Source organism: Lysinibacillus sp. FSL W8-0992, from assembly GCF_038008685.1.
Classification (GTDB): Bacteria; Bacillota; Bacilli; order Bacillales_A; family Planococcaceae; genus Lysinibacillus.
On the sequence record NZ_JBBOZQ010000001.1, the window covers coordinates 1,380,231 to 1,400,826 of the forward strand.

The following is a 20,596-nucleotide window of genomic DNA, read 5'->3' on the forward strand; positions in this document are numbered from 1 at the left end:
GGGAATTTTAAAAATAGGGACAAAGCATAATATGAGTAAGCTGTAATTAGAAAGAAAAACCTACAAAATTTTTGTTATTTTATAAAATTTTCTAAATATTTGTCGATATTTGTATTACACACGTCGATTAAACTTGGAGGTTATAAAATGGATATTAAAAATTTAGGAAATCAATTTATAGGTGGGGAATGGAGAGAAGGACAAAGTAATAGCCTTTTACATGACATTAATCCCTATTCAGATGAAGTCATAACAGAATTTAAATTAGCAAACGTTTCTGATATTGATTATGCATATCAAGCCGCGCAACAAGCGAAGCAAGAATGGGACAAAGTAAACCCATATAAAAAGCGTGATATTCTTGAAAATGCAGTGAAATATATTGAAGAAAACGAAGAGGCCATTACATCGATTATTATGGATGAATTAGGTGGGACAAGATTAAAGGCTGCTTTTGAAATTGGTCTTGTTAAGAATATTATTAAAGAGGCTGCAACATTCCCAATTCGTATGGAAGGTAAGATTTTACCTTCAACAATCGATGATGTAGAAAACAGACTTTATCGCATTCCAGCAGGCGTTGTTGGCGTCATTAGTCCATTTAACTTCCCATTCTTTTTATCAATGAAATCTGTAGCACCTGCATTAGGTGCTGGGAACGCTGTTGTATTAAAGCCTCATGAAGATACACCTATTACAGGTGGAACATTAATTGGAAAGATTTTTGAAGAAGCTGGTGTACCAAAAGGATTAATGAATGTTGTTGTAACGGATATTAATGAAATCGGGGATGCATTTGTTGAGCATCCAATTCCAAGAATTATTTCCTTCACAGGCTCAACAAAGGTAGGAAGTTACATTGGTCAAGTAGCGATTAAAAATTTCAAAAAGCCATTATTAGAGTTAGGTGGCAATAGTGCATTTATCGTATTAGAAGATGCAGATATGGGTTACGCAGTTGGTGCTGCGACATTTAGTCGATTCACACACCAAGGGCAAATTTGTATGTCAGCAAACCGCATTTTAGTGCAGAAATCGATCTACAATGAGTTCCTTGACAAGTATGTAGCGAAAGTTTCTTCACTGAAAGTTGGTGATCCAAGAGATCCTGAAACAATCATTGGCCCAGTCATTAATGATCGCCAAGCAGCTAACCTAGAAGCAATGATTGAAAAAGGCATTGCTGAAGGTGCGAAAGCCGTTATTAAAGGTAATATTAAAGGTAGAATGGTAGAGCCAACGATTTTAGCAGATGTAACAACAGACATGAGTGTGGCACAAGAAGAGCTATTTGGCCCAGTTGTTTGTGTTATTCCATTCGAAACGGAAGAAGAAGCTATTCAAATCGCAAATGATACTCGTTTTGGATTAAGCGGTGCAATTCATACGGCTAACCTTGAACGTGGTGTAGAAATGGCTAAGAAAGTACATACAGGTATGATTCATGTAAATGATTTAACAATCAATGATGAACCAAATGTTGCATTTGGTGGCGAAAAACAATCAGGTATCGGTCGCTTAAACGGAGAATGGAGCCTTGAGGAGTTTACAACTTTAAAATGGATTTCTGTAAACTATAGCAAAAGAATTTTACCTTATTAAGGACAAAGGGGTCGGAAAATATGCAAGAAGCAGATGTAATTAGTGCGTTTATTAAAGTAGCTCCTTTGTTAAACGGGCTTATTCAAGACGATATTACGGTAGGCATTTACGATACTGAGAAACTAATCATTAATATTCCAGCGAAGACATTCGCTTTAAATGTTACGCCAGGGGATCCACTTGTTGAAGGTGATGTCATCACAAATGCGATTAAAGCAAATAAATCTTTATCAGCAGTTATACCGAAAGAATTATTCGGCTTCCCACTTGTTGCAAGAGCTATCCCGCTTCACGATAGTACTGGGAAAGTAATTGGTGGGGTAGGCATTGGAACAAGTTTGGAAAAAGCTCATAAACTATTTGAAATGGCTGAAAGTTTCTCTGCGATTGTAGAGCAAACGGCCGCTTCTATTGAAGAAATTAGTGGCTCAGTAGGCAATTTATCCGACCGCGTGAAAGATATGACCTCTTCAATGAAAGATGTGAGTTCAAGTGCGGAGGAAATTGGTCAGATTTCTTCTGTAGTAAAAGGGATTTCAGATCAGAGTAATTTATTAGGTTTAAATGCGGCAATTGAGGCTGCACGTGCAGGCGAGCAGGGTAAAGGATTTGCAGTAGTGGCCGATGAAATACGTAAGCTTGCTACAAATTCGAAGCAAAATGCAGATCAAATTAATCATATTACAAAAAATATTCAACAGCTTCTAAAAGTGTTAAATCAATCATTTGCAGAAGTCAACACATTAACAGATACGCAATCGGGTTCAATCTACGAGTTTTCTTCAACGATTCAAGAAATAAGCTTGAAAGCTCAACAATTAGCACAATTTGCTGAAGAGATTTTATACGATAAGGAAAAAAAATAGAGAGAAATTTTAAAGATTGAAGATGTGCTCAAGAAGAGCGTGTCTTTAATCTTTTTTTCATTATCCCATATGCTGCTGTTTAATATTTGAATTATGAAAAATGAAATTACCCGTAGAAAAATTATTTGATGATAAAAAAAGCTCAGTTTTACTATAGCAGAAGTTTGACCAACTGAAACTACCAACACATAGTATAAGGCTGTGGAATAATTGAATTTAAACGAGATAAGAAGGAAAATTTATCCCTGCAAATGTTAGTAAAAACTAACGTTTGCGGGGTGTTTTTATGGCAAGGATTCCAGTAATAGAGAGAAACGAAACTATTTCTCTTGCAATATCGTCTACAACTTGACAGAAGTGCAAAAACGGGAGTATTATACATTAGCCGCCGAAAAAAAGCTATAGTGAAGTAATAATTTTCCGAAATTTATACTTATATTCTAATCTAGATATATTTTTAAATAAGTAATAGGTAGGTGCAAAAATGAAAAATCTAGTAAGTAAAAACTTATTAAACAAATTTTTAGGGATTTATATATTAGCTGTTTTAATTTTATGGGTTAAAACATACATCGCTCAAACAGCACAGTTTGATTTAGGTGTAGAAGGAGCACTTCAACATTTCCTTTTACTATTAAATCCACTAGGTTCAGCAATGCTATTCCTAGGGTTCTCATTTTTATTTAGAGGAAAGAAAAAATATACATCACTCGTTGTAATTTACACGCTTATGTCTATTCTTTTATATGCGAATGTTGTGTATTACAGATTTTTTAGTGATTTCATTACATTACCAACAATTTTCCAAACACAGAACTTTGGCGATTTAGGTGGTAGTATTCTATCGTTATTAAAACCTTATGACATTTTATTCTTTGTCGATGTACTTGTCATGATTTACCTACGTTTCTCAAGAAAAATAGAAAAAGAAACAAATCGTTTTGGATATAAAAAAGCATTTGCAATTATTGCATTTGCCTTAGCAATATCAATCGTAAACTTAGGATTAGCTGAAACTAGTCGTCCGCAACTTTTATCTCGAGGTTTTGATAGAAACTATATTGTGAAATATTTAGGAATGTATAACTATACTATTTATGACACAGTAGAAACGATGAAAGCATCTTCAGAAAGAGCATTGGCGGATAGTAGTGATATTACAGAAGTAATTAACTATACAAAATCTAACTATGCCAACCCTAATCCAAAATATTTTGGTGCGGCAAAAGGAATGAATGTTGTCTATTTACATTTAGAATCATTCCAAAACTTCCTTATCGACTATAAATTAAATGGTGAAGAAGTTACGCCATTTTTAAATTCATTAGCAAAAGATAAAAACACAATGTATTTTGACAACTTTTTCCATCAAACAGGACAAGGTAAAACATCTGATGCAGAATTTATGTTAGAAAACTCTTTATTCGGATTACCACAAGGTTCTGCTTATATTACGAAAGCACAAAATACGTACCAAGCAGCACCAAGTATTTTAAAAAATTATGGTTATACTTCAGCTGTCTTCCACGGCAACAACGGAAGCTTCTGGAACCGAAATGTCATTTATAAATCATTTGGATTCGATAAGTTTTATGATGCTAGTTATTATGACACAGCCTCTTCAGATAACATGGCTGAATATGGTTTATTAGATAAACCATTCTTTGAACAATCTCAAAGTCTTTTAAGTTCTTTACCACAACCGTTTTATACAAAGTTAATTACGGTAGGGAATCACTATCCATATAAAATGAATCAAGACTTAGTAACAATCGATAAAGCTACTACTGGAGATGCAAGTGTAGATAATTATTTCCAAACTGCACGTTATGCAGATGAAGCAATCGAGCAGATGTTCAATCAATTAAAAGAATCAGGCTTATATGATAATACGATGATTGTTCTTTATGGGGACCATTATGGTATTTCAGATAATCATAATGCGGCGATGGAGCAAGTTATGGGTAAAGAAATTACACCATATGAAAGTGCTAATTTACAACGCGTACCACTATTCATTCATGTTCCAGGAATGCAAGGTGAAACTAACCATACTTATGGTGGTCAAACAGACCTTCTTCCAACGCTATTACATTTACTAGGAATTGAAACGCAAAACTATGTTCAATTCGGTTCCGATTTATTATCAGAAGAGCACAATGAAATTGTACCATTTAGAAATGGTGATTTTGTAAGTCCTTCGATTTATTCAATTAATGAAAAATATTACGATAACAAAACAGGTTTACTATTAGATGATAGTCAATTAGAGTCAGCGAAAGCTATGAAAAAAGAAGTAGACTTTAAGTTAGGGTTATCTGACAAAGTAGTGAATGGTGACTTATTGAGATTTTATACGCCAACAGGATTCACGCCCGTAGATCCATCTAAGTATAACTACAGCAAAGATGAGAGTGTAGAATCTAAATAATTACTAGTTAAGAGGGCAGTTCAAGAAGATGTGTCGGATATCAAAGCGTTTATAATAAGACTGCTTTAGGATATCTTCCCGTCTACTTGAATTGCCCTTTTTTTATATGAATACACACAGGCTCTTCCTATTTTAATTTTCGTGAAAGCATAAAAAGCAGACGGTTTAAAAGTGCAAACATGCATTTCTAATTGGTCATCTGCTTTTATTTCTAAGTATCAAAAATAAATCAAAATGAAAATCTAGTTAAAGATGAATCTGTGTGAAGATAAATTAAAAAAGCTAGGTTATACTATAATAATGACTTAACTACTTGAACCTAACATTTTGCCCTTTGTTCGGGCACGTTTTAGGTATTAAACATGGCATAAATGTGCAAAAGTAGAAGCATTTTAGGGGATCAGAATTTACTAATGTATCCCATCATGAGAGGATTTGAAGTAGAGATGACAGATAATTTTTGGCGGGATTTACCGCGACCGTTTTTTGTACTTGCACCAATGGAAGATGTGACAGATGTTGTTTTTCGTCATGTCGTAAATAAAGCAGGTAGACCAGATGTATTTTTCACGGAGTTTACAAACTCGGATAGCTACTGTCACCCAGAGGGACAGAAAAGTGTGCGAGGGCGTCTACTTTTCACTGAAGACGAACAGCCAATGGTTGCACATATATGGGGAGACAATCCTGAATATTTCCGTCAAATGAGTGTTGGAATGGCAGAGCTAGGCTTTAAAGGCATAGATATTAACATGGGCTGTCCTGTACCGAATGTGGCAACGAGAGGAAAGGGTAGCGGTCTAATTTTACGCCCAGAAGTTGCTGCGGAGCTAATACAAGCAGCTAAAGCGGGCGGTCTGCCTGTAAGTGTTAAAACAAGACTTGGTTACACTGAAGTAGATGAGTGGAAAGAATGGCTAACACATATTTTAAAGCAGGATATCGCAAACCTTTCTATTCACCTACGTACGAGAAAGGAAATGAGCCAAGTAGAAGCACACTGGGAGCTAATTCCGGATATTAAGAAATTACGAGATGAAATTGCACCTAATACGCTGTTAACAATCAATGGGGACATTCCTGATCGTGAAACTGGCATGAAGCTTGTTGAACAATATGGTGTTGATGGGGTTATGATTGGTCGAGGTATTTTTAAAAATCCTTTTGCCTTTGAAAAAGAGCCGAAAGAACATACTAGTAAGGAATATTTAGATCTTTTAAGATTACAGCTTGATCTTCAGGATAAATATGCAGAGGAGTTGCCACGTTCAGTTACAGCACTGCATCGCTTTTTCAAAATTTATGTTAAAGGATTCCGCGGAGCAGGTGAATTAAGAAATCAATTGATGAATACAAAAACAACAGATGAAGTACGTGCATTGCTAGATAGATTTGAATAAAAAGATGTGTGCCAGTCACTCAAACAATTTTGAATTGTTTGAGTGACTGGCACTTTTTTTTTTCTTGACAAAGAAAAATCAAGTTTTTATTATATAATTGAAAATGATTATCAATATCAATCAAGGAGGTAATTGTAATGCTTTGTGCAATGAATAAATCGGGAGTTTTTTTAACATCTTTGTTTATTTTGTTGCTATCAACAGTATTATTTGGTTGTACAAAGTCTGATGAAGAGGCTACACCAACAACGGCTGAGAGCGAAGAGGCAAAAAATATACTAACTATGGCATGGCCAAGAGATGTAGGTGAAATGAATCCACATGTTTATAACCCTACACAATTATTTGCTCAGTCGATGGTTTACGAACCTTTAGTAAGCTATCAAAGCGGGGGTGAGTTAAAACCGCACCTTGCTGAGTCGTGGGAAGTTTCTGAAGATGGAAAAGTTTATACATTTCATCTTCGTAAAGACGTAAAGTTTTCTGATGGATCAAGTTTTAACGCGGAAATTGTTAAAAAGAATTTTGATACGATCATGAACAATCTCCAATTACATAGTTGGCTGGGTTTTCTTTCTAAAATAGAGCATACGGACGTAAAGGATGAAAATACGTTTCAAATAACATTAACCGAGCCGTATTATCCAACGATTCAAGAGTTAGCTGTCGTTCGGCCTGTTCGTTTTTTAGGTGAGGCTGGATTCCCTAATGATTCTGATACTTCAAAAGGTGTCGAGCAAGCGATTGGTACTGGCCCTTGGATTTTGGAAGAACATAAGGTTGATGAATATGCACTGTACAAACGGAACGACAATTATTGGGGTGATAAGCCGAAAGTGGAGAAAATAATGGTGAAAGTCATTCCTGATACAGAAACAAGGGTACTAGCCTTTGAAAAAGGTGAAGTAGATTTAATTTTCGGTGAAGGGGCTATAAGTTTAGATTCCTTCTTACAATTACAATCGACTGTTAAATATAACACTAGTATTTCAGAGCCAGTTGCGACGAGGTTACTTGTCATGAATACAAAGCAAGAACAACTGTCTGATGAGCGTGTGCGCCAGGCTTTACATTATGGGTTTAATAAAGAATTAATGGTCGAAGGAATTAGCTCAGGTTTAGAAAAAGTAGCAGATCGTATTTTATCAACAAATTTCCCGTATACATCCAAAATTGAAGTGAAGTCGATTCAATATGATGTCGAAAAGGCAAAGTCTTTATTAGATGAAGCAGGCTGGATACTTCCAGAGGGGAAAACGGTTCGTGAAAAAGGTGGAGAGCAGCTCGCGGTGGAATTAATGTACAATTCAGCTGAAACTATTCAAAAAGTAATGGCGGAAACGTTGCAATCAGAATGGGCTGCTATTGGGGTGAAATTAAATATTGTTCCGCTAGAATTGGCAGAACAAATTCAAAGATTTAAAGATAATAACTTTGCTATTAATTTCTTTAGTAACTATGGTGCTCCTTATGATCCGCATACATTTATTAATATTGTAGCAACAGAAGGTTTTGGATTTAGTGAAGCAATATCTGCTTATCCGAACAAAGATGAATTGCTTAAACAAATGACAGAAGTTCCTAAAACTACAGATGAAAAAGAGCGTCAACAATTATACGCATCGATATTATCATCTCTACAAGATCAAGGAGCTCTTGTTCCTATTTCCTATTTAAGCCAGACAGCGGTCTATCAAAAGAACGTCTCTGACTTCACATTCCCTGCTAATCGAGACGAGCACCCATTCACAGGAATAAGCATTAAATAGTGAGCTAGGGGGATTTGATGGGTACTTATATACTAAAAAGAATTACGTCGATTATTCCAGTTTTTCTTTTGGCTACACTTCTTACATCTGGAATGATCCACCTTTCGCCGGTGGACCCAGCTGAGGCGTATTTAGCAGCGGCTCATATTCAACCAACAGATGAAATATTAGCTCAAAAAAGACAAGAATTTGGTTTAGATCAACCATTTTTAAAACAGTATATAAACTCTATTATTAAAATAATTCAGCTTGATTTTGGTAACTCGTATGTTTCTAAAAAGCCTGTTTGGGAAGAGGTTACATCTAAAATACCGGCCACTATTCAGCTAGCTCTAGGAAGTTTATTAATAGCGGTGGTGTTCAGTGTTCCTCTTGGGTTCTTAGCCGGAGTGAAGAAAAACAGCTTGATTGATTATACTAGTCGCTTGCTCTCGTATATGGGAGCATCGATTCCTTCTTTTTGGCTAGGTTATATATTGATTTTTTTCTTTTCTGTCAAACTTAATCTATTTCCAGTGGAGGGTATTGGGACATGGCAGCATCTTGTTCTGCCCTCCATTACATTAGCTGTCCCTTTAGTGGCTACGTATACAAGGCTGTTGCGTGCAAGTGTGTTAGAAAATATACAAGAGTCTTATGTATTATTTGCCCGGACGAGAGGAATAAAAGAAACAATTATTATGGCAAAGCATGTATTAAGGATTGCGATTTCTCCAATGATTACTGGACTAGGGATAAATCTTGGAAAACTTTTAACGGGAGCAATTATCGTTGAAACGGTCTTTTCTTGGCCAGGGTTTGGTCGCTATTTTATTGAAGCTATCTTAAACCGTGATATACCTATCATTCAGTGCTATGTATTAATTGCAGCTTGTTTATTTATTATTAGCAATTTAATCGTAGATCTTATTCAAATGTATATCGACCCCCGTATTTCAAGGAAAGAAGGGCGTCTTCAATGAGAATAAGAATACGTACATTGTTGAAACATCAGAAAGCGATTACCATTTGTTCAATCATTTTAGCTATTCTTTTTGTCATCGCAATCTTTGCTCCTTGGATAGCACCAAATGATCCTGTTGCTGTTAATTTAGCATATAAGCTGCAGTCTCCATCTTGGCAGTTCCCATTAGGGACAGATCATTTAGGAAGATGTAACTTGTCACGGATATTATATGGTGCACGCATTTCATTGGGCTTTGCTATGCTTATTTTTATTTCTTCATTAGTTATTGGTTTAATTATAGGAACCTTTTCGGGATATAAAGGTGGATGGATCGATTATATGTTGATGAGATTATGCGATGGTATTTTGGCATTTCCGAATCTGATTCTTATTCTTGGCTTAGTTGGCATATTCGGTCCAGGGCTTCCACAAGTTATTTTAGCGCTAATGCTTGTGCAATGGGTTTATTACGCCAGAATATTCCGAGGCATGGTTCTTAGTCTGAAGGAGCAGAACTTTATTGCCGCCGCGAAAATTAGTGGCTCTTCACAACGAAAAATAATTAAAAAGCATATTATTCCTAATGTTCTCCCACCCCTTGTGGTAATTGGTACATTAGAAATCGGCTGGGCTATCATCGATATATCAGCACTGTCGTTCTTAGGCTTTGGGGTACAACCCCCTATACCAGAATGGGGGGCGATGATTCATGAAGGAAAAGCATATATTCGGACAAATCCAGAATTAATGCTTTATCCAGGCTTGAGCATTATGCTTGTGATTATTACTTTCAATCTATTAGGCGAAGCTTTAGCAGAACGTTACGGTATCAAACGAAGATTTTAAAAAGGGATGAGAAGATTGGAAATTGAACAGAGGAAGGTATTAGATGTTAAAAATTTGTATGTCAAAGTTAAATCCCAAAATGGCGATGCTATCCTCGTTCGAGATATTAATTTTGAATTAAATCGTGGGAGGATACTTGGACTTGTTGGGGAAAGTGGAAGCGGTAAAACTATTACTAGTATGTCTATTCTTCAACTTTTAGATAAGAAGACAACAACTACTATAGGTAGCGTAGCACTACAAGGAAGAGAATTGAATGGCTTAGCTGAGAAAGAAATGCGAAAAATACGTGGTAAGGATATAGCGTTTATTATGCAAAACCCGATGAATGCTTTTACACCTGTTTTTACGATAGGACACCAACTGATAGAAACAATACGCTCTCATACACAATGGAATAAAAAACAAGCTAGAGAGCTTGCCATCGAGGCTTTACAACATGTGAACTTACCTAATCCGGTTAATCTTTTAAAACAGTATCCTTTTCAATTAAGTGGCGGTATGCTTCAAAGGGTTATGATTGCTACTGCAGCATGCTTACATCCAGCTGTTATTATTGCAGATGAACCAACAACTGCACTTGATGTAAACAATCAGAAGAAGGTGTTACATCACTTAGATCAAATACGTTCTGAATATGGCTCAGCCATTTTATTAATTTCTCATGATTTAGGTGTCATTTCAGAAATGGCTGATGAAGTAGTAGTTATGCAAAACGGCAAAATAGTCGAACAAGCAGATGTCTTTCAATTATTTAATGAGCCACAGTCTGATTATACGAAGAGGCTATTAAATGCACGTTCAATATTACACATAGAAGAATATATAAATTGAGTGATGATAGTCATGTTAGCGGGGGTGAACAAATGAGTTTATTGCAAGTTAATGAAGTAACTCATAGCTATGGATTTGGCTTCCGAAGCTTTTTCAAAAGGCACAATCGTCCTAAAAAAGTGCTTTCTAGTATTTCTCTTTCGATTGAGGAAGGAAACTGCTTAGGAATACTCGGTACGAGTGGAGCTGGTAAAAGCACGTTAGGAAAAGTGATTCTTGGTTTGGAACGACCACAGCATGGACAAGTTCTGTTTCAAGGGCATGATATTTATACAGTAGATAAGCACACTCGTCAAAAAATTCGCCGTAATTTGCAAGCTGTTTTTCAAGATTCTTACTCGTCCGTTAACCCTCGAATGACTGCCGAACGGATTATTGCAGAACCACTAGAAAATTATGAAAAGCTGACAATAGCTGAACAAAGGCGAGTTGTTATTGAATTATTGGAAAGGGTAGGGCTCAGTGAAAAGGACTTGAAAAAATATCCGCATCAATTTAGTGGTGGCCAATTGCAACGTATCAATATAGCAAGGGCAATTTCACTTAAGCCAAAGCTAATTGTTTTAGACGAATCTGTTAGTAGTTTAGATATGGTGAATCAAACCCTTATTTTAGGGTTACTAAGAGATCTAAAAAAAGACTTTGGATTATCTTATTTTTTTATTACACATGATATTAAAGCAGCCTGCGCAATTAGTGATACATTAGGTGTAATAGAAAGAGGAGAATTAGTCAATTTATACAATTCAAAAAGGCAATTTTTTGCATCAGAACATCCTGTTGTAAAGAAAATGATAGACTCTATGTTGCCTGAGCATCCACAACAAAGGTGCCAGTCACTAAAACAATTCTGAATTGTTTTAGTGACTGGCACCTTTTCATATATTTTAGTAAAAGCCAATAGGAGTAGATATTAATGGACAAACAAAATAGCAAATACAGATGGATTGTATTTGTTGTTGTATTATTTACTTATTTGTTAATGGCGAGTCAGCGAACAGCTCCTGGATTAATTACAGAGCAATTGATGCGGGATTTTCATGTCACAGCAGCAACGATTGGTTTGTTAACGAGTATACAATTTTTTGTATACACAAGTTTGCAAATTCCAATGGGGATTTTGGCTGATCGTTATGGTCCGAACTTTTTCTTAATTATTGGTGCGACGCTTACAGGTTTAGGCACAATCATTTATAGTTTTGGTACACATGAATTTGTGCTGTTCTTTTCAAGAATACTTACTGGGGTAGGGGATGCGACCATATGGGTTAATATAGTGCTCATTTTAGCTCAATGGTTTTATCGAAAGGAATTTGTTCGGTTAATTGGCTTAGCAGGTATGACTGGGAGTCTTGGTTTTTTATTGGCGACAGTCCCTTTTTCCGAATGGATAGATTTACTTGGTTGGAGAGCGGCATTTTTCTCAGCGGGGTTATTATTATATTTTTGCGGTGTTGTTCTTTATTTTGTCCTCGTAAAAAAGCCGAAAACACTGTTTAAGGATGAGCAAGTAGTTGTCACAGCAGAAGGACAACGTGAAAAACCATTCATTTTAGTAAAACGAATATTTTCACATCCCCAAGCGTGGGCGCTATTCTTTTGTCATTTTGGTGTAGTAGGTGGCTATGTGGGATTTATTAGCTCTTGGGCTGTACCATATGGGATGAATATGTATGAAATGACACGTTCGGATGCAAGTCAATTCATTATGGTAGGTCTTATTGGAGCACTTATTGGAGCTCCTTTAACTAGTTGGATTTCAAGTAGGTTAGAAACAATAAAAAAACCATATATTGCCGTTCATATGATCGTCTTACTCGGTTGGTGTTCGTTTCTTTTATTCAATGGGCATCCATCTTTATTCTTATTAATGTTATTATTTTTTATTATTGGCTTTGGCTACGGTGCAAGTGCTTTAACTTTTGCTGCTGTACGACAATCATTCCCGTTAAATGAAGCTGGGGTAGTTTCGGGGTTTGCAAATACAGGTGGTTTTCTAAGTGCTGTCTTACTACCAATTATTTTCGGATATTTATTGGATTATTTTCAATCTAATACAGGTAATTTAGGCGATGGCTACTACTATGGTTTTTTTGCCCCAGTTATCTTCTCCATCATTGGTTTGTTTGGTGTGTTGCTCTTTCAAGAAAAGCGTTGAGAAACAGGGCTTCAAAAGTGAAATCTTCTTCCACAAGCATAAGTAGAAGATTATATTTCGCCATTATCGGGAAAAATGAAATTAATGTGAATAAAAATAAAGTTGTAGTGGTTGAATTTATTATAGTAATAGAGCAGTTTAGTTGAAGAAATAGAAGTAGAAGGTTATTTTAAATAGGTAAACTAAAGTGGAATTTTAACAATTTCATTATTATCGGAAAGATTTTGTTCCACTTTACGTATGGGAAGGAGCAACAACGTTTTGGGTATAACTAGTATGGTCGGATACGTAATTATAGGTGGATTACTTATTCTTTTATTAGTCTTCATTATTGTCATGATTAATGGAGCGAAGAAGAAGTAATTGCAGTACCAGTCACTAAAACAATTCAGAATTGTTTTAGTGACTGGCACTTTTTTTTTATTTAAAAACCTTTTGCTCTTTTTTCAGCCATTTCTACTAGTCGTTTTGTAATTTCTCCACCTACTGAACCGTTTGCGCGAGAAGAAGCATCTGGCCCTAGTTGTACGCCGAATTCTTGTGCGATTTCATATTTCATTTGATTGACAGCTTCTTGTACACCAGGAACTTGAAGCTTATTTGAACTGCGATTGTTGTTAGCCATTTTTCTCACCTCCTTGTGATATTAGAATGGTCGTGAGCTTGTTTTTCATACATTTAAAAAGAAGGAAATGTGCAAACTATATACTATAGTTAGGAATAACAGGAAAGCTAGCTAAAAATGCAATTTACTCTGTTATAATAAATCCTGGCTCTTAAAATTAAGGTTTAGCTAGAAGATCGAGGAGGTTTTGATATGACGAATAATGATATTTTGATTCGTTTACGATATGCATTAGATATTAAAAATACGGATATGGTGGAAATCTTTAAGCTAGGTGGCATGAAGTATTCAAAAGAAGATGTTTTAAATATGCTAATAAAAATTAAAGATGAAGAAGAAGAGAACATCCCAGAGAATTACATCAAATGTAATAATAAAATGTTAGAGGCATTTTTAAATGGTTTAATTACATTTAAACGAGGCCCACAACAATCAACACAAGGTCAACAAGAAGGACCCCCACCAGTGACTGGTAATGAAAGCTCAAATAATATGCTGATGAAAAAAGTGAAAATTGCACTAGCTTTAACAACTGAGGATATGCTTGAGCTTTTAGCTGAAGGTGGCGTGTCAGTATCGAAAGGTGAACTCGGTGCGATTTTAAGAAATCCAAGCCATCGTAACTACAAAGAATGCGGTGATCGATTCGTAAGGAATTTTTTAAAAGGTTTAACATATAAATATAGAGACTAAAACAACAATCATTACTTAATTAAAAAATATATTGTAAAAGTACCATTTTTTTCTTTTGACCATTGCAATATGTGACGAAATTGTGTACACTTGAATTGACACAATGTTGTCACAAAAGGGAAAAGAAATGTTCATGAACAGAGGGGTGCTTTTATGATATTTTTTGATCTTATTTTAATTGTGGTTTCTTGCATTAGTATTCCATTAATAGTAGCAATCATGTTAGATATTTTTTATGCAGAACACAAAAAAGTTCGTTTTTCATTACGCCGTACTTCAGTATGGTATATGTTTGTTTTTGCTTTATCCTTTATACCATCTGTGTTACTCGTAACACAATTTGCATGATTTTATACAATAAACATTTAGGGGTAAGTGTTTATTAATAGTTGAGCAGCGACACGTCTTAAAAAACGTTGTCGCTGCTTTTTTGTAGTGGTCAGCTATTTAAATGAAGAATGAAAAGAGAGATTACTGAATAAGATTTCTAGTATATAGATGTATTTTTCCTATCTATTATTTATTTTGAAGGTGGGATAATAATGAAAACAGTCTTTCTATTATTGTTAGGTACAATTTATTTGTTTTTAGCAAATGCAATGGAAGCCATACTAATTAAGAAAGCGTATTTTTTAATTGGAATTGCTTTAATTACTGTTGGGGTCATTCGTTATATTAAATGGAAATATCATACTTATAAAATAATGACAGAGCTAAAAAGAGCAAGTGAAGAGGAGTTAAATAATATCCCACATACACATGGCACAATCTCCAGTGACGGTTTACATGCATTATTGCTCAATGAGCATACAAAAACACTATTAGTAGCTGTTAAAGAAGATTGGGAAGCTGAGTTAATAAAGAAGGAAGTCCATTTTAATGAAATTTATGAAGTAGCCATTTTTGAAGATGGTCATATCATTGCCAGAACTAGTAACGGACTTTTTAGTGAATCATTACTAGAAGAAGACGAAAGCTCTTTAGGAGAAGAAGAGGAGATTGAGGAAGAAGATGATGGAGAAATGGAGGAGGTTTCACAATTAGCTATAAAGATGGTGGTAGATAATATTACGGCTCCAATTATTGAATATGCCTTTTTAGAACAAGAGGATGCGATTTCCAAAGAAGATGAAACGTATATAGAGGCAATGGAGTTATGTGAGCAATGGTATCAAAAGATCAGTATTATTATAAAGCGCTATGAACTTGAAAGAGTGCCAATTCGACGGTGGCAGTAATAAAAAAAGCTATCTCGAAAAACATTTCGGATAGCTTGTAATACTGTTATAAAGTAAATTTTTGTAGTTGTGTGTTTAGCTCTTCAGCCATTTCTGCAAGTTGATTTGCACTCTTTGAGATCTCATCCATCGTCGCGGCTGTTTCTTCGACAGTTGCAGTTGTTTGCTCTACGCCTGCAGCAGACTCTTGGGAAATAGAAGCCATTTCATCAATAGAACCATTAATCATTTCGGAGTGTTGTGAAATTTTTGTTAGGTTAGTTGAAATGACATTGATATTGTCATTCATATCTTCAATAGCTTGAGAAATTTGATCGAAAGTATTATTAGTTTGATCTAATTGCGCAGTACCTTTTCTTACTTCTTCATAGCCAGATTGTAGTGAATTTGTTACACTTCCTGTTTCGTTTTGAATGCGGTGAACAATTGTTGAAATATCAGTAACAGAGAATTGCACTTGTTCGGCAAGCTTACGTACCTCATCGGCAACAACCGCAAAGCCTTTGCCATGCTCTCCTGCACGTGCCGCTTCAATTGCAGCATTTAAAGCAAGTAAATTCGTCTGGTTTGAAATCTCATCAATTACTGAAACGAGCTTCGAAATTTCAGCAGACTGCTCGTTTAAGCCTTCTACCTTTTTCACAGAATCCAATACAATGTCATTAATAGTTGCCATTTGTTTTGTTGATTGTACCATTAATTTTTTACCTGACGTTGTTAAATCATGTACATGGCCTGAATGTTCTTTTAACTCCATTCCTTCTTGCGTTGTTTCATGAATGTTGCGTTGGAAAGTTGTCATAGTTTCTGCTAAATCACTAGCTGTAGATGCTTGTGTTTCAGTTCCCGTAGCAAGCTCTTGCATAGTATAAGAAATTTGTTCTGTACCTGTCTGAACTTCATTGGCAGATTGCGCTAATTCCTCGCTGCTAGCAGCGACCGTTTCAGATACATTATGAATAGAGCTTATAGTATCCTTTAATTTCTCATTTAAGTCATTGGCAGAAAGCATTAATTGCCCAATCTCATCCTGGGTTGTTACTGAAAACTTATCAAGACGCAAATTCCCATCAGCTAATTCTCTCATACGCTTTGACACAATCGTAATTGGTTTAGAAATTCGACTTGCTGTAAAAATCGCTAAAAGAATGCCTGCAACAATTAAGATGAGACTTACAGTGGCCCCAATTGATTTATTGTTTGAACTTGTTGAAACGACATCATTGCCGACTTGCGTAATCAATTCAGCGCGTTTATCAGCTACTTCTTCATAGCCATCACGAACTTCATTTACGAGTTGATTAATAGATGTTAAATTTTCTAATGCTAATTGTTTATCGCCCTTCTTATATACTTCAAATACTTCACTATTAACACGGCTGCTCCATTCACGAGCCATCTCTACCAGCTTTTCACGTTCAGCCGTTTTTTCATATTGCTCCACGATACGGTTATTATCCTCAGCAATTTGACGGTACTCATTAAAAGTATCTATGTATTTTTCATCGCCCGTTACAACATAACTTAAGGCTGCAGATGATCGTACGCTTATAGACATAGATAGATTTTTACTTGCTTCTAAAACAACTAAATCTTCCTTAACAAGTCCTGTTGCTTGCTTCTCCATGTTTGTATTAGAAAAATAAGTATAAGTAGTAAAACACACAAATAATACTAATAAAATTATAAATCTACTTAAAATGCGCGCTTTGATTGATTTAAACTGAAATAAATGGTTCATTTTTCCCATCCTTTAGCTTTTTCTATAGAACTAGTCCTATCTTTTTATTTTATTACTATTTCATAAGAAAAGTAGAATTTTTTTGTTAAAAATACTAAAAAAGGTTTTTTGGCATAATTAATTTACAATTTTCTTATATTTTTGTTAGAATGCAAAAAATGTCTATCTATTTGCCTATGTTAATGTCATTTTTAGAAAGCACACTGTTTAAAAAGATATATTAAAAAACAAGCCCCTCCACATGGTTTTTGTGGGGGGCTTGCTTTATGTCTCTGCTTACGTTGCGTATAAGTGTCTATAAACGCTAAAAAATGCTTTTTGCAAGCTCACTACTGCTTATCCTTTTTGGCCTGACGCTCCCATTGCAAGAGAGATGGATATGGATCGAATGCCCATTCCGTTCGACCATTAAATTTATAAATGCCGTAATGAAGGTGTGGTGGGAATTTTCCTGAAGTTCCTTCTTTCCCATAACCAGAGCTACCGACATAGCCGAGTATTGTTCCTGGCTCCACAACATCTCCAACCTTAATGTCCTTATTATAGCTACCAAGATGGGCATAATAATGATAAGAATTATGATTATCTCGAATGCCAATTCGCCATCCACCAAATTGGTTCCAGCCTTTGATTTCGACTACACCATAGGAAGTGGAAAGTATAGGCGTCCCATAGCTGGCAAATATGTCTGTACCTTCATGGATGCGTCTACCGCCCCAGCCTCTGTTGTCACCCCAAGTACCTCTAAAGCTGTAATTGTAGCGAGTTGGAATAGGGAATGTATGAGCATCTAGCTCCGTTGTTTTAAAATGTTTATACAAAGTAGAAATTGTTACGATTTGATTGACAGCTTCTTCACTTTTGTAATATTCCCATAAAGCCAGTTTGAAGTCCTCATCTGTAGAACCAAATTTACTTAAATAGCTTGCCATGGAGTATATAACATCTAGATCATCTTTAGGACTAGCGATTCCATCATTATTACCATCAAGTCCCATTCCACCGAAGTAACTGATTGTTTCGGGTATCGTATCTTCCTTGACAGGATTTAATGCGCCTGACCAATATTCATCAGAAAATTGAATGGCAATGTAGCCATCTCGCTTAGGAATATCTTTACGAACAGATTGGAGATTGCGCTCATATTGGTCGATTGCTGCTAAGAAGTGCCATGGAATCAGTAATTCATCGTATTGAACATAATAAGACATGCGTTGTTGTAAAATTTCCTCATTACTAGGTCCTTCATTTGCCAATGTAACTGTTGGAAAGAAATAACTCCACACTAGCATACATGTCAGAAGGAAAATAAAATGACGACTCAAAATTGAACCTCCTTTCTACAGATTAGAATAACCGAAATTTTATATTTCATAAGTCCGCTTTACATACAGTAAATGCCTTTTTTGTAGCAAGAAAAAAAAGGAACAATAAGAAGAAACTTAATCAAAGAAAAAGTAATGGGTATCATAATGTCTTTAACTTCATACTATGTTATAAATCAAGCCCTGAATGGAGGGAAGGCTATCAACATTTTAGATAAAGTGAAAAGCTATCGCGAAGAAGAAAATCGACTGAAGTGGGAAGGTACATTTGCAGATTATCTAAGCATTCTGAAGGAAAGACCTGAAGTTGCTCAAACAGCCCATTCTCGCGTCTACAATATGATTAAAAGCGCTGGAGTAGAGGAACGCGATGAGCAAAAAATGTATCAATTTTTCGGGCAAGAAATTTTTGGGCTTGAATCAGCAATTGAAAGACTGGTGGAGGAATATTTCCATCCAGCAGCAAGAAGATTAGATGTTAGAAAGCGAATTTTGTTATTGATGGGGCCAGTAAGTGGAGGAAAGTCAACGATCGTGACCTTGTTAAAGCGTGGACTTGAACAGTTTTCGCGTACGGAAGAGGGAGCAGTTTATGCAATTAAAGGATGTCCAATGCATGAGGATCCCCTTCATTTAATTCCACATCATTTACGTCATGACTTTTTTGAAGAGTACGGAATACGAATTGAGGGTAGCTTATCGCCTTTAAATACGATGCGTCTTGAAAAAGAATACGATGGACGTATTGAGAATGTCATCATTGAACGTATAACTTTTTCTGAAGACAAACGTGTAGGTATAGGAACCTTTACACCTTCTGATCCAAAATCTCAAGATATTGCGGATTTGACGGGTAGCATTGATTTCTCGACAATTGGCGTATTTGGCTCAGAGTCAGACCCTCGTGCATATCGCTTTGATGGAGAGTTAAACAAGGCAAACCGAGGGATGATGGAATTCCAAGAAATGCTGAAATTAGATGAAAAGTTTTTATGGAATTTGTTGTCACTGACACAGGAAGGGAATTTTAAGGCAGGAAGATTTGCCTTAATTAGTGCGGATGAGTTAATCGTAGCCCATACTAATGAAACTGAATATCGTTCCTTCATTTCTAATAAAAAGAACGAAGCATTACACTCGCGAATTATTGTAATGCCAATTCCTTATAATTTAAAAGTGAGCCAAGAAGAACTGATTTATGAAAAAATGATTAATGAAAGTGATATGTCCCATGTTCATATTGCGCCACATGCATTGAAGGCCGCAGCAATCTTTTCGGTCCTAACAAGGCTGGAAGTTCCGAAAAAACAAGGTGTGGATCTTATAAAGAAAATGCGCTTGTACGACGGAGAAAATGTGGAGGGATTTAATTCCGTTGACTTAGAGGAGCTTAAAAAAGAGTTTCCTAACGAAGGCATGAACGGTATTGATCCACGGTATATTATAAATCGTATTTCTTCAGCTATTATTCGAAAAGAAATTCCATCGATTAATGCATTGGATGTTTTGCGCGCACTGAAGGATGGTCTTGATCAGCATGCTTCTATATCGCAGGAAGATCGAGAAAAATATATGAACTATATAGCTGTGGCAAGAAGAGAGTATGATGATATTGCCAAAAATGAAGTGCAAAAAGCGTTCGTTTATTCGTACGAGGAATCTGCAAAAACGTTAATGAATAATTACCTCGATAATGTAGAGGCATTTTGTAATAAAAATAAAATATTTGACCGCTTAACTGGTGAAGAAATGAATCCAGATGAAAAATTAATGCGCTCCATTGAAGAACAAATTGGTATTTCTGAAAATGCGAAAAAAGCATTCCGTGAGGAAATATTAATTCGTATTTCGGCTTATGCAAGAAATGGAAAACGGTTTGACTACAATTCTCACGAAAGATTGCGAGAAGCGATTCAAAAGAAATTATTTGCTGATTTAAAAGATGTTGTGAAAATTACGACTTCTTCTAAAATGCCTGATGAGTCACAGTTGAAGAAAATTAATGAAGTTGTAGCAAGACTTGTCGATGAACACGGCTATAATACAACGTCAGCAAATGAGTTATTACAATATGTAGGAAGCTTACTGAATCGTTAATTTTCATTTTAGTGGCAGCCACAAT

16 protein-coding genes are annotated in these 20,596 nt (G+C 35.7%); 13 read left to right on the plus strand and 3 right to left on the minus strand.

The window, feature by feature from the left end; all coding sequences use genetic code 11:
* Window positions 1-147 precede the first annotated feature (147 nt).
* From NSQ74_RS06670 to NSQ74_RS06715, 10 genes are all read left to right on the plus strand, one after another.
* A complete protein-coding gene (locus NSQ74_RS06670; protein WP_340822257.1) occupies window positions 148-1,602 on the plus strand; it encodes an aldehyde dehydrogenase family protein in 1,455 nt (484 codons plus the stop codon).
* A gap of 20 nt (window positions 1,603-1,622) precedes the next feature.
* Complete coding sequence (locus NSQ74_RS06675) at window positions 1,623-2,468, plus strand: methyl-accepting chemotaxis protein (RefSeq protein WP_173479625.1); 846 nt, start codon at window positions 1,623-1,625, stop codon at window positions 2,466-2,468.
* A 484-nt stretch (window positions 2,469-2,952) separates the two neighbouring features.
* Entirely contained in the window at window positions 2,953-4,899 is a 1,947-nt protein-coding gene (locus NSQ74_RS06680) for an LTA synthase family protein (RefSeq protein WP_340822258.1), read from the plus strand.
* 446 nt (window positions 4,900-5,345) lie between these two features.
* Window positions 5,346-6,299 carry a tRNA dihydrouridine synthase gene (locus NSQ74_RS06685; RefSeq protein WP_340826416.1) on the plus strand — a complete coding sequence of 318 codons (954 nt, stop codon included), beginning with the start codon at window positions 5,346-5,348 and terminating at the stop codon, window positions 6,297-6,299.
* Between the two features lie 137 nt (window positions 6,300-6,436).
* The gene (nikA, locus tag NSQ74_RS06690) at window positions 6,437-8,068 is read left to right on the plus strand and encodes a nickel ABC transporter substrate-binding protein (protein ID WP_340822260.1); all 1,632 of its coding nucleotides are present in this window, start codon (window positions 6,437-6,439) and stop codon (window positions 8,066-8,068) included.
* A gap of 17 nt (window positions 8,069-8,085) precedes the next feature.
* Window positions 8,086-9,030 (plus strand): nickel ABC transporter permease subunit NikB, encoded by a 945-nt coding sequence (gene nikB, locus NSQ74_RS06695; protein ID WP_340822261.1) that lies wholly within the window; start codon window positions 8,086-8,088, stop codon window positions 9,028-9,030.
* Window positions 9,027-9,860, plus strand: coding sequence for a nickel ABC transporter permease subunit NikC (gene nikC / locus NSQ74_RS06700; protein WP_340822262.1), 834 nt, complete (start codon window positions 9,027-9,029; stop codon window positions 9,858-9,860). Before nikB ends, nikC begins: the two co-directional genes overlap by 4 nt.
* 15 nt (window positions 9,861-9,875) lie before the next feature.
* The gene (gene nikD / locus NSQ74_RS06705; protein ID WP_340822263.1) at window positions 9,876-10,694 is read left to right on the plus strand and encodes a nickel import ATP-binding protein NikD; all 819 of its coding nucleotides are present in this window, start codon (window positions 9,876-9,878) and stop codon (window positions 10,692-10,694) included.
* 32 nt (window positions 10,695-10,726) lie between these two features.
* Entirely contained in the window at window positions 10,727-11,548 is an 822-nt protein-coding gene (gene nikE / locus NSQ74_RS06710; RefSeq protein ID WP_340822264.1) for a nickel import ATP-binding protein NikE, read from the plus strand.
* Window positions 11,549-11,610: 62 nt separating this feature from the next.
* A complete protein-coding gene (locus tag NSQ74_RS06715; protein ID WP_340822266.1) occupies window positions 11,611-12,852 on the plus strand; it encodes an MFS transporter in 1,242 nt (413 codons plus the stop codon).
* 424 nt (window positions 12,853-13,276) lie between these two features.
* Here NSQ74_RS06715 and NSQ74_RS06720 read toward each other — a convergent pair whose 3' ends face one another.
* The gene (locus tag NSQ74_RS06720; protein ID WP_340822267.1) at window positions 13,277-13,477 is read right to left on the minus strand and encodes an alpha/beta-type small acid-soluble spore protein; all 201 of its coding nucleotides are present in this window, start codon (window positions 13,475-13,477) and stop codon (window positions 13,277-13,279) included.
* A gap of 192 nt (window positions 13,478-13,669) precedes the next feature.
* On the opposite strand from NSQ74_RS06720, the gene NSQ74_RS06725 reads away from it, so the two are divergent.
* Entirely contained in the window at window positions 13,670-14,170 is a 501-nt protein-coding gene (locus tag NSQ74_RS06725; protein ID WP_340822269.1) for a YehS family protein, read from the plus strand.
* Window positions 14,171-14,712: 542 nt separating this feature from the next.
* A complete protein-coding gene (locus NSQ74_RS06730; RefSeq protein WP_340822270.1) occupies window positions 14,713-15,408 on the plus strand; it encodes a hypothetical protein in 696 nt (231 codons plus the stop codon).
* Between the two features lie 46 nt (window positions 15,409-15,454).
* On the opposite strand, the gene NSQ74_RS06735 is transcribed toward NSQ74_RS06730, so the two are convergent.
* Both NSQ74_RS06735 and NSQ74_RS06740 read right to left on the minus strand, forming a co-directional pair.
* Window positions 15,455-17,149, minus strand: a complete 1,695-nt coding sequence (locus NSQ74_RS06735; RefSeq protein ID WP_340822271.1) for a methyl-accepting chemotaxis protein — start codon at window positions 17,147-17,149, stop codon at window positions 15,455-15,457.
* Window positions 17,150-17,478: 329 nt separating this feature from the next.
* The gene (locus NSQ74_RS06740) at window positions 17,479-18,474 is read right to left on the minus strand and encodes a M23 family metallopeptidase (RefSeq protein ID WP_340822272.1); all 996 of its coding nucleotides are present in this window, start codon (window positions 18,472-18,474) and stop codon (window positions 17,479-17,481) included.
* Between the two features lie 201 nt (window positions 18,475-18,675).
* On the opposite strand from NSQ74_RS06740, the gene NSQ74_RS06745 reads away from it, so the two are divergent.
* On the plus strand, window positions 18,676-20,571 hold the full coding sequence (locus NSQ74_RS06745; RefSeq protein WP_401021964.1) for a PrkA family serine protein kinase: 1,896 nt from the start codon (window positions 18,676-18,678) through the stop codon (window positions 20,569-20,571).
* Window positions 20,572-20,596 lie beyond the last annotated feature (25 nt).